At 60.7% G+C, this 15,330-nt stretch carries 14 protein-coding genes; 11 read left to right on the top strand and 3 right to left on the bottom strand.

Features of this window, described 5'->3' with window-relative positions; translation table 11 throughout:
* Window positions 1-94: 94 nt before the first annotated feature.
* The 3 genes from AB4O36_RS08390 (at window position 95) to AB4O36_RS08380 (ending at window position 6,114) form a co-directional block, all read left to right on the top strand.
* Window positions 95-4,069 (top strand): dermonecrotic toxin domain-containing protein, encoded by a 3,975-nt coding sequence (locus AB4O36_RS08390; RefSeq protein WP_460141456.1) that lies wholly within the window; start codon window positions 95-97, stop codon window positions 4,067-4,069.
* Window positions 4,066-4,881 (top strand): hypothetical protein, encoded by an 816-nt coding sequence (locus AB4O36_RS08385; RefSeq protein ID WP_460141455.1) that lies wholly within the window; start codon window positions 4,066-4,068, stop codon window positions 4,879-4,881. Before AB4O36_RS08390 ends, AB4O36_RS08385 begins: the two co-directional genes overlap by 4 nt.
* Before the next feature lie 210 nt (window positions 4,882-5,091).
* A complete protein-coding gene (locus AB4O36_RS08380) occupies window positions 5,092-6,114 on the top strand; it encodes a FecR family protein (RefSeq protein WP_460141454.1) in 1,023 nt (340 codons plus the stop codon).
* Window positions 6,115-6,164: 50 nt separating this feature from the next.
* On the opposite strand, the gene pvdQ is transcribed toward AB4O36_RS08380, so the two are convergent.
* Window positions 6,165-8,501, bottom strand: coding sequence for a bifunctional acylase PvdQ (gene pvdQ, locus AB4O36_RS08375; RefSeq protein WP_460141453.1), 2,337 nt, complete (start codon window positions 8,499-8,501; stop codon window positions 6,165-6,167).
* Between the two features lie 251 nt (window positions 8,502-8,752).
* On the opposite strand from pvdQ, the gene AB4O36_RS08370 reads away from it, so the two are divergent.
* Entirely contained in the window at window positions 8,753-9,124 is a 372-nt protein-coding gene (locus tag AB4O36_RS08370) for a fe2+ zn2+ uptake regulation protein (RefSeq protein ID WP_460123471.1), read from the top strand.
* An 18-nt stretch (window positions 9,125-9,142) separates the two neighbouring features.
* Here the strand turns inward: AB4O36_RS08370 and AB4O36_RS08365 are convergent, their stop codons facing one another.
* Complete coding sequence (locus AB4O36_RS08365; RefSeq protein ID WP_460123468.1) at window positions 9,143-9,331, bottom strand: hypothetical protein; 189 nt, start codon at window positions 9,329-9,331, stop codon at window positions 9,143-9,145.
* 137 nt (window positions 9,332-9,468) lie between these two features.
* Entirely contained in the window at window positions 9,469-9,999 is a 531-nt protein-coding gene (locus AB4O36_RS08360) for a hypothetical protein (protein WP_460123465.1), read from the bottom strand.
* 337 nt (window positions 10,000-10,336) lie between these two features.
* Between AB4O36_RS08360 and AB4O36_RS08355 the strand changes: the two genes are divergently transcribed.
* From AB4O36_RS08355 to AB4O36_RS08325, 7 genes are all read left to right on the top strand, one after another.
* Window positions 10,337-10,783, top strand: coding sequence for a DUF411 domain-containing protein (locus tag AB4O36_RS08355; RefSeq protein ID WP_460141452.1), 447 nt, complete (start codon window positions 10,337-10,339; stop codon window positions 10,781-10,783).
* Window positions 10,783-11,217 (top strand): YqaA family protein, encoded by a 435-nt coding sequence (locus AB4O36_RS08350; RefSeq protein ID WP_460141451.1) that lies wholly within the window; start codon window positions 10,783-10,785, stop codon window positions 11,215-11,217. Before AB4O36_RS08355 ends, AB4O36_RS08350 begins: the two co-directional genes overlap by 1 nt.
* Window positions 11,218-11,302: 85 nt before the next feature.
* Window positions 11,303-12,325 (top strand): alpha/beta fold hydrolase, encoded by a 1,023-nt coding sequence (locus tag AB4O36_RS08345; protein ID WP_460123458.1) that lies wholly within the window; start codon window positions 11,303-11,305, stop codon window positions 12,323-12,325.
* 13 nt (window positions 12,326-12,338) lie between these two features.
* Complete coding sequence (locus AB4O36_RS08340; RefSeq protein ID WP_460123455.1) at window positions 12,339-13,292, top strand: D-2-hydroxyacid dehydrogenase family protein; 954 nt, start codon at window positions 12,339-12,341, stop codon at window positions 13,290-13,292.
* A 173-nt stretch (window positions 13,293-13,465) separates the two neighbouring features.
* A complete protein-coding gene (locus AB4O36_RS08335) occupies window positions 13,466-13,996 on the top strand; it encodes a tetratricopeptide repeat protein (RefSeq protein WP_460123453.1) in 531 nt (176 codons plus the stop codon).
* 46 nt (window positions 13,997-14,042) lie between these two features.
* Entirely contained in the window at window positions 14,043-14,540 is a 498-nt protein-coding gene (locus tag AB4O36_RS08330; protein WP_460123450.1) for an RNA polymerase sigma factor, read from the top strand.
* Window positions 14,537-15,304, top strand: a complete 768-nt coding sequence (locus AB4O36_RS08325; protein ID WP_460123447.1) for an anti-sigma factor family protein — start codon at window positions 14,537-14,539, stop codon at window positions 15,302-15,304. The genes AB4O36_RS08330 and AB4O36_RS08325 overlap by 4 nt, the downstream gene beginning before the upstream one ends.
* The last annotated feature ends 26 nt before the right edge of the window (window positions 15,305-15,330 follow it).

The following is a 15,330-nucleotide window of genomic DNA, read 5'->3' as shown; positions in this document are numbered from 1 at the left end:
GTTAACTATCTACCGCCAGCGCAATGCCGACGGCTTCTAGTCTCGAACCTCACCCCAACGGCGCACACGGGTGCGCCCTGTACGAGACTCGACAATGTCCCCACCTTCCACGCCATTGTTCTTCCCCCAGGCCCTGCAATCTCCCGGCCAATGGGCTGACCTGGGCAAGGCCCACGGTTTGACGCGCAAGGATCTCCAGTGGCTTGCCCATGTGAAAATGGCCAGCCAAACACTGCGCAGCCAACAAACTCCGTCCATGCTCGCCGAGCGCATCCTGATCAGCACCGGTACGCTGTCGGTTCCCTTGGCCGGCTGCTTCGTCCTGAGCCCGACGCCGGATGACAAGGGCGACATTCTCTATACCCCCTACGGTGGCATGCGAAAGTTCGCCGGTCGCGCGCAACTGTCTGCCCACCTAAAGAAACAACTCGACAGTGCCGGCGAGGACGATGAACTGCTGGCGGTCATGTCCCTGGCCGCGCGCAAGGTCCTGGCGGCAGCCAGCGACATTTCGCTGGGCTTCGAGACCATCGACGGCGAGGTGTTCGCCGATCAACGCGCCCTCATCGAAAGCAGCCAGCGCAGCAACGAGCAGGCGATGTTCGATGAGCTGCAACAACTGCCAAGCCTGACCACGATGCTCGCTACGCTGCTCGACGAGCGCGTGAAACAGGTGTTCCCAGGCCTGGACCAGCGCCGCACCGTGGTCAACTTCTACGCCGAGGCCACCCCCAAACATGCGCCCAACCGTCGCTGGATCAGCGCCCAGTCCTTGAGCGAGGCGTTGCTTTCCTACTGCCGCCACCGGGGCTGGCCGATCGGGCAGCGTCCGGAGTTCCATCACCCATCGAGAAAGCCCCTGGATGCTGATCAGCAAAAGTGGGAAACCCTGGTCACCCAGACAGCCGAGACCCTGACCCGTCAACTGTGCGACCAACTGCAACGGTTCTGGAACGGTGTAAGCGTCGACGGCTCTACCCGTCGTGCCTTTTTCAGCCGGGCCATCCGCGAAAAGGCCCGTGCTCAACTGCTGCTCCAACGCGAGGCGCAGGTCATCACTGCGCAACAGAGCCGCGACTTGCAGCCCCTCATCGAGGAAAACCTCGGTACGGCTTCTGCGCTCACCGTTGAAACCGTTCGCCTGTGGGAATACCAGGCCAACTATGTCGAACTCGCCGGCTCCCTGATGATCAGTCAGGACAGCGCCAACGCGTTCCTCTACACCCCGTCCCAAGGGTTGCTGGTGCTCAAGGACTACAAGCATCTGAAACAGACGCTGAAGGAAAAATCCATCACGGCCGGCCACGATGACGAGCTGTATGACTTGATGAGTCTGGAGGAACGTGCGCGCTTCATCGGTTTCGACCAGGCGCAGGTCTCGGGCGCCCTTGTGACCGGTTCGGTATTCGCCTGCCTCTTCGAAGCGATCATCGACAAGCAACTGGAAAACCTGGAATACGCCTTCCAGGTGTTCCGTCACAGCGATGGCGCGGTGAACATCCTGGCCTTTTTCGACAAGGCACTGGACATCCGCGCCATGCTCGGCGAACACCTGCTGACGCTCGACGCCAAGGGACGCTGGAGCACGCGCCCGGTCCTGTCGGGTCAGCAACCGTCCATGGTACTGGCGGACACAGCGGCAGGCCACGCCAAAACCTATCGGGACGTCGAATTGCCAGTGCGTTCGGAGTTCGCCGAGCAGCCGGTGTCAACGCAGGCCCAACAACGGGCGTATCTGCAAGGCATGAAGGAGCGGCTGGCGCACACCCTGTCCGTCGGTTTGCGAGGCGAGGCTGCACTTCGCGAGCTCAGTGCCAGCCTGCGTAATCTTGACTGGTATCTGGTGGAGACGGTGTTCAACCCTGACCGGCCAGACCGTAAAAGCCGACCCGCCATCCTCGGTTTTTATCCGGATGTGTTTTCGCTGGTGCTTCAATGTTCCGGCGAATACACGCTGTTACCCCTGGCTCAGTGTGCATTGTTGACCGAGCGTGGCGGCCTGGATGTCGAGCACTCGGGTCGCGCCATCCTGTGGACGCCCGCCGCAGGCCTGGAAGTGTTCGAGTCGGTGGGCTTCGCCCGCCAACAACTGAATCGGCGACTGCTGGATCCTGATCAGCGCCTTATCCTGCTAGAAAACCTGACGCCCGACCAACGCCTGCTGCATCGACGCTATTCCCTGCATTCGCTGCAACTGATCAAGGGCAATATTCTGCAGCACCTGATGCAATCGGCCATCGACCTTTTTCTGGCGCGCTGCGAGCACCTGCGTTCATTGAAACTGGACACGGCCAAACAGAACAAGGCCTTTTACGCGCTGACCCAAACGCTCATCGAGACCAACCTGCATCGAGCGAAGTGGATCGCCAACGCCATCGGCCACCAGCAGTCCCAGCCGGCGTGGTTGGGCCTGGCCCCAGTCGAAGAGCAACGGTTGCACATCGAGCTGCTGGAGCAATACCGCCACAGCGTGGCCGACGACAAGGATTACCTGCATCAGGTGCAAACGCTTGAGGACTACGTTCGCCAGACCCTCACGGCATTGCTGGCAGCGCGTTTCCCCGGACAAACGCTGAACCCGGACGAGATCGATATCGCACCCAACCTGGCACTGGCCGGGCCGGCGCAAACCCTGACTGAATACGCCCTCAACCATGTCAACATCGCCCAGGGCACAGGGTTCAGGGTTACCTCCCAGGCCGGGCGTACACTGCCCGAGGGTCTGACGACGGCGGCAGTCACACAATTGCTGCTATCGCTGAAGATTCCCGGCGATTATGCGAAAAACATCACTGAAACGCTTTCGGGCGCTCAATCGTCAATCCGTCAGTTGCGCTTCGCTAAACAATTGCCGTGGCAACTGCTGCACCACGCCCACACCCAGATGCTGCAGCAACACCTCAGTTCCAGCGCCTTCGACCTGATCAGCCAGGTACTGGACATGCCTGACGCCATCGCACGGGCGGCAGTGGCGGGCGCCCATGCAATCGTGCGCCCCCTGGAGCTGATTAAAACTGCCGGCGCCGCAGCGGTTCAGAGCCTGGGCCTGTACCTCATCGGTCCGGGCGCGGGCAAAAGCGGGCCACAGGTGCTGTATGCGCCGTATTTTTCCGGCCCGTTGTTCAGCGAGTTTGCCAATGAAGCGGCGGTAGTCGCCGCGATCAACACGCCCGGCGCGCTGCAGGACCTGGTGCTTCGTCGGCTGCCCGATGCGCAACAGGCATCGTTGCGCAACCTGCTGGCAACCAGCGTGAATGAAACGAGCGAAATCACCCTGGGCAGCACTCCGATCGTGGGCAATGTGCTGAAGCATTGGTTCCATGACAACACCCGGCTGCTCGCGCACCTGCTGGCCAGCCAGTCCCAGCCCGCAGGCCAGTCGGACTGGGACGCCGCCAAGGACCTGTTCAGCTCCGGCATCCACCTGATCGCCGGCTTCCTGCCGGGCAAGCTGGCCTACATGCGATTTTTGTGGAGCGCCTACAAAGACTTCAAGGACTCCGCCGAAGCCCTGCAAAATCGACATTGGCGGCGCGCCCTCAGGTCATTTATCGCCGGTGGCGCGCAGATGGTCACCCTGGGAAAACTGTCGCTGGACGCGCCACCGCTTCCTGAGCAGCCGTCCCCCAGCAACGCGCCCGACGCCACCCCCATCGTCGATCCGCAATGGCCACAGGTCCGACCCACCGCGCCAGCGCGCACCTCGCTGCAGCCTTTCGAGGTCACGGATGTGGCTTTGACGGACCTAAAAAAGAACGACGCCGATGGCACCTATCTTCAGTCCACGACGAAGAACCACTACGCCGCCATCGCCGGCAAAGTCTATCGCGTCGTCAAACCCGGGGCGGTCTGGCAAATCCACCATGAGCAGGGGAACGGACCGTTTCTGGCGCGCACGCCGAGCCAGCAACTGGTGATCGACCTGGACGGGCACAGCGTGCACCCCGGCAAGGCCTTGTCGACGCTGCACAATCGCTACGCCAACGACTATCTGACGCGTCGGGTGTTGAACGTCGAAGCGAGGGGAATGGACGAGATCCGCACCCTGCACCCGGAAAGGCCCGGATGATCGTTCAGGCCATCGACATGGCACGCTTTTACGCCTTCAACAGCATGCATAACCTGGTGCAGCTGCGCAAACTGGCCCCGGGCACACGACTGGAGACCTTCCTCAAAGGCTTTTTCGATGTTCCCGAAGTTGATCTCATGCTGGTCGAGAAGATCAAACACGCCATCCTTCCCAGCTGCAATGCCTTGGTGGACCCCGGCGAGGACCTGCTCAATAGCGAGCGTTTCGTGGTCGGCTCCACCCGCCAGGTGAGCAACGACCTGATCGCCTTCGTGCTCGACAATGACACGCGCAAATACGTGCACTTCACCGAACGATTTTTCGATCAGGGCCTCGACTGGTACAAGTCATGCCTAAGCGAGCCGTTCGACGTCAATGCGCATAGCCAGGCGGCCACGCTGATTCACGAGTTTGGCCATATTTACTCCAAGGCATTGGACATCGCGACGCTGGAAGCGCGACGGCCGTTCAGCGACCTCATTGCTCCCATCACCGGTTATGGCGCTGCGATGAAGCGGTCGCAACAGGACTTTCAGCGAACGGCGCTTTCCCTTGCGACCCCGCGAGACGAACTGTTTGCGCTCTGGAACGGCGCCCTGGGTGGCTGGATTAACCTGGACGCAGTACCGGGGCGCAAGCATGTCGGTCAGGAAGTCCTGAAACTGACCAACAGCAAGACCATGGCTGATGCTCGCAGCGTGTTTTTGAATCGAGTGGACGCAACCTCGCGAATCGACGTCATTTTGCGCAATGCCGACTCGCTTGCGTACCTGATCTGTGAAATGGGCCGCCAACTTGATTCGCCCACCTGACAGCCTGATTAAACGACCCGTTCAACAGCCCGTGCAGGGGCTGTCGGCCGGTGCCTGACTTTCTTACACGCAGCTTATGGATACGGTCTGAAAAGACCGAATCCATGGGCCTGCCGTGAAAATAAACAGCCGTTTGATGGGTAAATGCCATGATGGCTGTTCTCGCCGACTTCCTCTCAAGGTTAGAATGCGGGAAATCAGGATGAGTCAATGACCGACAGCCCTATCTCCCAAGCCGAATACGACGCCATCACCGACGCTGCCGCGCACTGGTGCATGCGTTTGCACGCCTCGGACTGCACCGAAGAGGAACGGCAGGCATTCGCGCAATGGCGCGACGCCCATCCGCTGCATGCTTTTGAGTACGAGGCGATGCTGGAGATCTGGGTGGTGGCCGAAGACTTGCCGCGCATGGACACGCCCCTGCCCGCTGCCGCCCCCGTCATTGCTAGGGCCCAACGTCAACCGCCCGCCTCCTGGCGCTCGCTGGCCGTGGCCGCCGCCGTCTGTGCCCTGGCACTGCCCCTGGCCGCGTACACCGGTTGGAACCTGGGTTGGCTGCCCAATTCCTACGAACATTTCGAAGCGGGCAATGCCACCCGCCAGGTCACCCTGGGCGACGGCACCCAAGTCGAGCTGAACCTTGGCACCGAGCTGACCTACAGCAATTACAAGGATCAGCGCCGTGTCACGCTCAAGAAAGGCGAAGCGTTTTTCAGTGTCAGCCATGACGCCACTCACCCGTTCATCGTCAAGGCGGCAGAAGGCAGGATCCGTGTCACCGGGACCCAATTCAACGTGTGGATGTATCAAGACCAGGTACGAGTGAACCTGATCGAAGGCTCGGTACTGGTCAGCAGCAACGCTGACCTGCCAGGTGACGGCCTGCGCCTGGAGCCCTCGATGCAGGCGCGTTATAAACAAGGCGACTTCACGCCGCAGATCAGCCAGACCTACGCCAATGACAACTCACTGGCCTGGCGCCACGGCAAACTGGTGCTCGATGACCTGGCGCTGAGCGAAGCCCTGCCCCTGATCAACCGTTATCTGAGCAAGCCGTTGATGCTGGCCGACAGCAGCACCGGCACGATCCGCCTCGGCGGTATCTACAACATCAGGGAACTCAACGGTCTGGCAGCCACGTTGCCCAAGGTATTACCGGTCTACCTGACCCGCAACAAGGACGGCAACCCGGTCCTCAATTCCATCCCCCAACAACCCCCAAGAAGCTGAAAAGGCCGCCACATTTCAGTGTTGCGGCCTTCCTCGTGTCACGCTTTCCCTTACTGTTTTGCCACGTTGTCATCCTGCTCGCGGATCGTCTGCGCTTGATACTGCGGGTCGGCGGTAATCTGCTGTTCGGTGAATGGCAGTACGCTCAGTTGCTTCTTCGAAAATGCCAGGGTCTGATCGTTGGCGAATGTTGATGTCGGGTCGCTGGACAGCGAGAATGCCAGCAGCCCCTTGGCTTGCGGGCCGGTGTCGTCGAAGGTGACGATCTGCAGGTAGCTGGTGCCACTGACCACCTCACGTTTACCGTCGCTACGTGGCACGCTCTGGATGGCGTTGTACACGCCCAGTGCGCCCGGACCACCGTGAATCGGCGTCTGCTGGCCGCCACTGCTGACCACCTGGATATCGCCCCAGCGGCTGTCAGCATCAAGGCCCGAGGCCTTGACCTGCTGCGCCGACGTCAACATCGCCTCGCGCAGCGCATTCGCCACTTCAGGTCGATCCAAGGCCAATCCACGCGGAGTGTTTTGTGGATCCGTTGCATCGAACGCCACCCGCCAGACGTCGGGCACCTCCTGCAACGCGGCCATCAGGTTCTGGAAATGCACGAAGCCCAGGCCGCTGTCCAGGTTGGCGTGGCGGTCCCACGTCTCGAGGCTGCTGCACAACGCCTCCAACGTCGGTGCATCGCTGCCCAGCTCCCGCTCACAGAACTGCAACAGATCGGGCATGACCTGCCCGGCTTGATACACCTGGTCATCCATCACCATGTGTTGCAGGTCTACAGGCCCTATCGGGCCACCCTTTTGCAGCGCGGCCAGACGGGCCAGCGCGAAGCGTGAACGCAAGCCCAGTGGCTGGCCGTCCTGGCTGATCAACGGCGAGAAACCGGTGAGCGGTTGCGCCGGGTTGGCCATCCACGCCGAATCGTTGGAATGCTGGACGAAATCCTTGCGCAGCAGTTGTGGCATCTGCTCAGCGGCGTAAATGCCCTTTTGCGCGGCGGCGGGGTCGATGTCCCAGGCGCAGGCGCTGTTGGAACCATCGAGCACAATCATCTGCAAGCCGATCCGTGGATCGCTGCACTGCGCCAATTTGGCCGCATTGACGTTCGGCACCACCGACAGGTTCATGTACAACGTCTGCCCCTGGTCGTCCGCCGCCAGGGTGTTGACCCACGGGATGCCCTGTATCTTGTGCACCGAGGCCTGAAATTGCGGGAGGCTGGTCGCCCGATTCATCGCATACCACTGCTGCAACACGCGATCGTTGTCCAGATTGGCGTCACGCAGGCTGTAGGCGAATTGATCGTTCCAATCGAGCTTTCCAGGCCATTGCACGATCGGGCCGAACCGGGAGCTGTAGACCACGCGCGAAACCGCGCGGATCTGCCCGTCCGGCTGCCTGGCCTGCACCGTGACGGTCTGCTGTTGCATTGGCATGGATTGGCCATCGAGCAGGTAACGGGTCGGATCCTTGGGATCCAGTTGCAGGCGATACAGGGTGAAATGCTTGGACGAATCCACGGTGTGGGTCCAGGCCAGGTGCTGATTGAAGCCGATATTGATCATCGGCAGGCCGGGCAGCGCGGCGCCCATCACGTCCAGTTTGCCGGGAATGGTCAGGTGCATCTGATAGAAGCGCATGCCACCGACCCACGGGAAATGCGGGTTGGCCAACAACATGCCGCGCCCGTTGAACGAGCGCTCACTGCCCACGGCCACCGCGTTGCTGCCACGGTCGAGCGCGAAACGCTGGATACGTCGATCGGCGAGGTGGAACGACGCCGACGCGCCCGCATTGCGGGCGACGGTCTTGGGTGGCATGGCGCCGGCCAGCGCTTCGGCAAACTGCCCGATACCGCCTTCGACCAACAGGCGACGGGTCAGTTTGACCAGGTCCTGGGCGCTGATATCCCGCACCCATTCGCCTTGGCATTGTTGCGGCAGCCCTCGCGCGCGACGCTCTTTCAGCGAACGGTTGTAGCCGGCCACATAACCTTGCATCAGGTCACGGACTTCGCCGGGTTGCGACTGCCAAAAAGCATCGACAGCCTGCGATGTGTTCAGCCAGTTGAAAAACACGTCGCTCACCTGGTTTTCGCGTTCCTCGACCGTGAACTGCTGCGCACCGAAATAGCGTGAACGTTCGCCATTCACCGTGACGACTTCATTGGCCAGCAGGCACAGATTGTCCTGGGCGTAGGCATAACCGATGCCGTAGCCGAGACCGCGTTCGTTGTCCGCGCGAATGTGCGGCACACCAAAACTGGTGCGACGGATGTCGGCCGTTGCCGGGTCCGGCTGGGTGCGCGCGTTTGCCTCGAGGCTCAAGACCACCATCACGGCGGCGAGACTCAATCGGGTGAATGGGCTGGTAATGATCACACGCGCTCCTGATCGAAAAACGAAGGTCGAGCCTGGCGTGCCAACACGCAAAAGGCCTGACTACAGGAACGAAATCGACAGGAAAAATTTACAGCGCCGCAGGTCGATTTTGCAGGACTTCACGGGTTTGCGACGCAGCGCCAACAAAATTTCTACATCGGGTTCTTCATGATTCGAGTGGCTCGTTCGTCCTAATTGATAAGAGCACCCAAACATTCATTCCGGTCCAGGCTCTGAATAGGAGTTTTCGCATGTACAACTCGCAACTGCCAACGGACGGTGGTACCGCGCCCCTGCACACAACCCTGGGGCCACGCCTGTTCGACCCGCGCACGGAAAAAAACGGCAATGAGCGTATTCGCGTGGTGCTCAAGAGCTTTGGGCTGCGCACCAGTCTGATACGCCTGAAGGTGATTGACGCCTTGCTCAACGCAGCCGATCACGACCACACCCTGGGCGTCCGAGGTGTGCACAGCACGCTGGTAGACCTGGACATTCCCCTGTCTTTCCTCAGCGTGCGTGAAGTGTTGAAGCGCCTGTGCAGCGAAGGTGTCATTGTGCTCAACGAGGACAAAAGCTACAGCCTTCACCCAACGGCTGCCGCCATCCTGCACGGCGAGTAATCACGGCGAGGACGTCGCTCAGAGTTTGACCTTGCGACGCATCACGCCGTTGATGACGACCACGATCACCGCCACGCCAATGGCGATGTACTGGAACAGCTTTTCGCTGATGATGCCGGCATTCTGCAAGTACGACAGGCCAAACATGATCGCCAGGACCACCAGGGCGATCAGGAGTGAATACTTCAAACGTTGCGACTGGGTCATTACCTTTCCTCAAAACAGGACATGCAGCGGATACGCCGCTGCAAGCGGGCGTTCATGTTACAGCCTATGAGGACAGGGCAGCATCGCAAAATTTCTGCATGCTTCCTGTAGGAGCGTGCTCGCCCCTACAGGTCGGTTTACGCTTTGGCGGACATGTTTTTATCGGTAGGTGTCGAGCCGTTGCCTTTGCCGTAGGAGGCCAGGTTCTGCAGAACGTAGATGGCCTTCTTGTATTCGGGGATCAAGTAGTTGGCGTACTTGTTGCCCTTCATATTGTTGTTCTGGATGCTGTCCAGTTGGGTGGCAAAATATTCAAGGGCGTTAAAGCTGGCTTCCGGGTCTTTCGGAATGCCGAAGCGATCGAACTTGTCACCGGCGTTGCTCAGGGTCACCGCCGTCACATCGGTGATCAGGCCGTTATCTTTCAGGAAGGTCGTCAGGTTGCCCAGCGACTTGGCTGTCACGTTTTCGGGATCAAAACCCTTGATCTGTTTGTGAAGTTTCAACTTGTCCATCTTCGCTGTATCCAGCGCGTTTGGATTGTTGCCCACCAACGCCAGCATCTGCTTGACCTTGACGCTCTGGGACACAGGTTTGGTGGTGGTGCCGGTGTCCTGAACAAGCAGGCCCGCCTTGGAACTCCATGCGCCGGTATAGCCGATAGTCATGACCAGGATCCTTGAGCGACGATCATAAAAAGTCCTTGTTTAAACAAGTTGGGTGCACGGAGTATCCGGGCCCAGGAAGCGCTACACAAATTACATTTCAAGTTTTTACAATTTTCGTACATTTCAGATACAAACCTGCCAAGCCCCTGTTTGATTGGCCTCTAACACCTTCGGATAATTGGACTAAACCAAGGTTTATTCATTTTCCTGTCATATTTGTTTGATTTGTATCAAGTCGAACACCTTCTAACGCAGCATCACTTCGATACAATTTCTCCCGGTGTCTTCTCCCAAAAAGCTCAGAATGTTGGCCCCGCCACCCGAGACGAGATCTTCCATGCGAACCCCATTGCGTCTGCTCGCCCTGAGCGCCCTGTTTATCTCTTCATTGGTCCAGGCGGCCGAACTGATTCCCATCGAGGTTCACCGCGACGCCAATTGTGGTTGCTGTAAAAAATGGATCAGCCACCTGCAAGACAACGGCTTCAAGGTCGAAGACCACGTCGAAAGCGACATGAGCAGTTTCAAGCGACAACACGGCGTCCCCCCTCGCCTGGCGTCCTGCCACACCGGGTTGATCAACGGCAAATTCGTCGAAGGGCATGTCCCCGCCGATCAAGTGCTGGCCTTGAGCAAGCGAGACGACTTGCTGGGTGTCGCCGCTCCCGGCATGCCCATGGGCTCGCCCGGCATGGAAATGGACGGGATGAGCGACGCCTATCAGGTGATCGGACTGAAAAAAGACGGTTCTGACGTGGTTGAGGCGGATTACCCTGCCCGTTGATGTCCGGTGCCTACCTCGGGCTGTTTTTCGCCGCTTTCGGCGCGGCGACTCTATTGCCGTTGCAGTCCGAGGCGGTGCTGGTGGGGTTGTTGCTGAGCGAGCGTTATTGGCTTTGGGCGTTGCTGGCCGTGGCGACCCTGGGAAACGTTCTGGGCTCGCTGCTCAATTGGTGGCTGGGACGCGGCCTCGAACGCTTTCGCGACCGCCGCTGGTTTCCGGTCAGCCCGGCGCATCTGGAAAAAGCCCGCACCCACTATCAGCGTTACGGTCACTGGTCACTGCTGCTGAGCTGGGTGCCGATCATCGGTGATCCGCTGACGCTTGTCGCCGGGGTGATGCGTGAACCGATCAGCCGTTTTCTGTTGATCGTGACCCTCGCCAAAGGCGCGCGCTACGCCGCGCTGGCCCTCGCAACGATGGGCTGGATGAGTTGAACCATCGCTCGCCGCCATTGCCTGTGTTTAATGTCGCCCTAATCAGGCCGAGCCAGCAACGGCCGATTTCTTCTGGAGTGTTCCCATGCCCCTCGCCCTCTCCCGCTGGCTGCCCGGCCTGCTGCTGACTGCCGCCCTGCCCACCTTCGCCGCCGAAGGTCCAGCCTACGGGCCCGAGCTGCAAGGTTTCCAATACCCTTATACAGTCAAGCATTTTGCCTTTGAGTCCCAAGGCAAATCCCTGCAGATGGGCTACATGGATGTCGCCGCCAATGGCAAGGCCAATGGCCAGAGCGTCGTGCTCATGCACGGCAAGAACTTCTGCGGCGCCACGTGGGAGACCTCGATCAAGGCCCTGAGCGACGCCGGTTACCGCGTGATCGCACCGGACCAGATCGGTTTTTGCACCTCCAGCAAACCGGACCACTACCAGTACAGCTTCCAGCAACTGGCGGCCAACACCCAGCAACTGCTCAAGGCCCTGGGCATCCAGAAAGCCAGCCTGCTGGGGCATTCCACCGGCGGTATGCTCGCCACCCGCTATGCCCTGCAATACCCTGATCAGGTGGAACAACTGGCGCTGGTCAACCCCATTGGCCTGGAAGACTGGAAAGCCCTTGGTGTGCCTTACCGGACCGTGGATCAATGGCATGAGCGCGAGCTGAAGCTCACCGCCGAAGGCATTCGCAACTACGAACGCAAGACTTACTACGACGGTCGCTGGAAACCCGAATTCGATCGCTGGGTCGACATGCTCGCCGGCCTGAATAAAGGCCCGGGACACCAGCAAGTGGCCTGGAACTCGGCGCTGATCTACGACATGATCTTCACCCAGCCGGTGTACTACGAGTTCAAGGACCTGAAGATGCCGACGCTGCTGTTGATCGGCACGTCCGACACCACGGCCATCGGCAGCGACATCGCCTCGCCCGAGGTCAAGGGTAAGCTGGGCCACTACGACGTACTTGGCAAGCAAGTGGCGAAGCTGATCCCGCAGTCCACGCTGGTGGAGTTCCCCGGCATGGGCCATGCGCCACAGATGGAAGAGCCCGCTAAATTTCACGAGGCCCTGCTGGCCTGGCTGGACAAAACCCACCCTGTTCGTTGATGAGGTAAAGCTGATGGCTGTGCAGATTGCAGTGCTCGATGACTGGCAGGACGTGGCGAGCGGCGTTGTGGATTGGTCGGTGCTGGAGCCGATTGGCCAGGTCAGTTTCCTCCATGATTACCCCGCCGACACCGACACATTGGCCCAGCGCCTGGCTGACTTTGCAGTGATCTGTGTGATGCGCGAGCGCACCCGATTCGACGAGGCGTTGCTGCGCCGTCTGCCGAAACTCAAGCTGCTGGTGACTGGCGGCATGCGCAATGCCGCCCTCGACCTGCAAGCTGCAGCCGACTTGGGCATCCAAGTCAGCGGCACGGACAGCTACAAACACGCCGCGCCGGAACTGACGTGGGCGCTGATCATGGCCGCCACCCGCAATCTGGTGCAGGAAGCCAACGCCCTGCGCGCCGGGAAATGGCAACAAGGCCTGGGCGGCGACCTGCACGGCAAGACCCTGGCGATTCTCGGCCTGGGCAGCATCGGTCAGCGGGTCGCACAGTTCGGCCAGGTGTTCGGCATGCGGGTGATCGCCTGGAGCGAAAACCTCACCGCCGAACGCGCGGCGCAGGTGGGCGTGACCTACGTCAGCCAGCAGGAATTGTTCGAACAGGCTGACATCCTGTCCGTGCATCTGGTGCTCAGCGACCGCAGCCGTGGGTTGGTCGATGCCCAGGCGCTGGGCTGGATGAAGCCGACGGCGCTGCTGGTCAACACCGCACGCGGACCGATTGTCGACGAAGCAGCACTGATCAAGGCCTTGCAGAAAAAACGCCTGGCCGGGGCGGCGCTGGATGTGTTCGAGCAGGAGCCCTTGCCCGAGCATCACCCGTTTCGCACGCTGGACAATGTGTTGGCCACCCCCCATGTCGGTTATGTCAGCCAGCAGAACTATCAGCAGTTCTTTTCGCAGATGATCGAGGACATCCAGGCGTGGTCGGCGGGGGCGCCTATCCGCCTCCTGGCCTGACACCGCGTCGGCTTCATCCCGAGCAGGCTCGCACACAGCTACTCCGCGCCCCTCTGTAGGAGCGAGCTTGCTCGCGATGGAGGCAAGAACACCGCGCAGGCGGGCCATCGAATAAAATCTCCCTGTGCGGTGTTCATGGTTCAGAACCCTGATCCGCTGCGGAGACTCCCTGCATGAACGTCCGTCTAGCCGTTTTCACCACCCAGTTGCTGCTCGCCGTCGCCTTGTGCAGCACCCTCGCCCTGGCCAACGGCGATGACAATGAGCCGGCAAAGCCCAATTGCCCCAAAGGCCAGGTCTGGGACAGCAAGTCACAGCGGTGCGTGCTGCAAACCAGCCGCCTCGTTCCGGACGCCGACCGTACCGACTACGCTTATCGCCTGGCCAAGGATGGCCGTTATGGGGAAGCCCTGGCACTGCTCGATACACTTGAAAACCCGAACACCGCCAAGGCCCTGAACTATCGCGGCTATGCCACTCGAAAACTGGGACGCACCGACGAAGGCATCAAATATTACCTACAATCGGTAAAGCTCGATCCACAGTACGCGCAAGTGCGTGAATACCTCGGTGAAGCGTATGTGATCAAGGGGCGGTTGGACCTTGCGCAGCAGCAGTTGCAGCTCATCCAGTCGATCTGCGGCAACACCTGCGAAGAATACCGGGACCTGGCCGAAACCATTCAGGGCGCATCAAAGACTTGAAACAACGGAGGTCGCTATCGCCAGCGATCAGGCAATACGAGCAGAGTTGGGCCAGCACCTGGCGCGTTTATGGCGCTACGGCCTGCTGTTGTCTCGCCAGCGGCATGTCGCCGAGGACCTGGTGCAGGCGACCTGCGTGCGGGCGCTCGAACGTGCCGGGCAGTTTGTTCCGGGTACCCGCATGGATCACTGGCTGATGACCATCCTGCATTCGATCTGGCTCAACGAAGTGCGCTCGCGCCGGGTGCGCCAGGGGCTCGGCCAGGTGGACGTCGATCACGTCCCGGCGTTCGATGGCGAGCACGCTGCCCTGACCCACGTGCTCGCCTCGCAGGTGATCCGGCGCGTCGATGCACTGCCCGAAGCCCAGCGCGAAACCGTGTTTCTGGCCTATGTAGAGGGCTTGTCCTACCGCGAAGTGGCGCAGGTGCTGGATGTCCCCATTGGCACAGTCATGAGCCGCCTGGCCGCCGCCCGGGCAAAACTGGCCGAGTACCCGCCCTTGCAGGCGGTACCGAACCCTTCCACCGGAGAACGTCGATGAACGAACGTGCACGACCATCGGACGAGCAACTGGTGGCGTACCTCGATGATGAGCTCGACACCGACCAGCGCAACCGCGTCGAGGCGGCCATCGCTGAAGACTCGACACTCAACCTGCGCCTGCAATGGCTGGACCGCAGCAGCCTGCCGTTCTGCCAGGCCTATGACGAACTGGCGACTCAGGCGCCGGTGGATCGCCTGCAGGCAATGCTCGACACCTTGCCGGCCCCCGCCCGGCCGCCGGTGAGCAGGCGCTGGTTTCTGGCAGCCGCGGCCAGCCTGGTGCTCGGCGGCGTCCTTGCAGACCGCCTGTACCTGGGTTGGCGCGCCACTCAGGTCAAACACAACTGGCGGGGTCTGGTCGCCGATTACATGTCGATGTATGTGCCGCAGACCCTGGAACACCTGCCCGTCGATGACCTCTCCCATGGTGCGCAACTGCGCACGATCGATGCACGCCTTGGCGTGAACCTGTCGCCCGCGCAACTGGCCCTGCCCAGGGCGCAGCTCAGGCGTGCGCAGATCCTGGAATACGACGGCGTGCCCATCGCCCAGATTACCTACCTGGATCCGGCCCACGGAGCCCTGGCGTTATGCGTCACGCTGTCCAACACCGGCAGTCGCCACTTTGCCCACGAGCGCCGGCATGGCATGAACGTGGTGTATTGGGCAGACATGGAGCACGCCTGGATGCTGATCGGGCGTAACCCGGCACCGGAACTCGAAGAGATGGCCAAACTGTTGAAGAGCCGACTCAATGCGTGAGGGCCGGCCTCGGCGGCAACGGGCCT

It is taken from the genome of Pseudomonas sp. S2_E01 (assembly GCF_054668365.1).
Note: the sequence above shows the minus strand (reverse complement) of the source record. Positions and strands in the feature narration are given on the sequence as shown.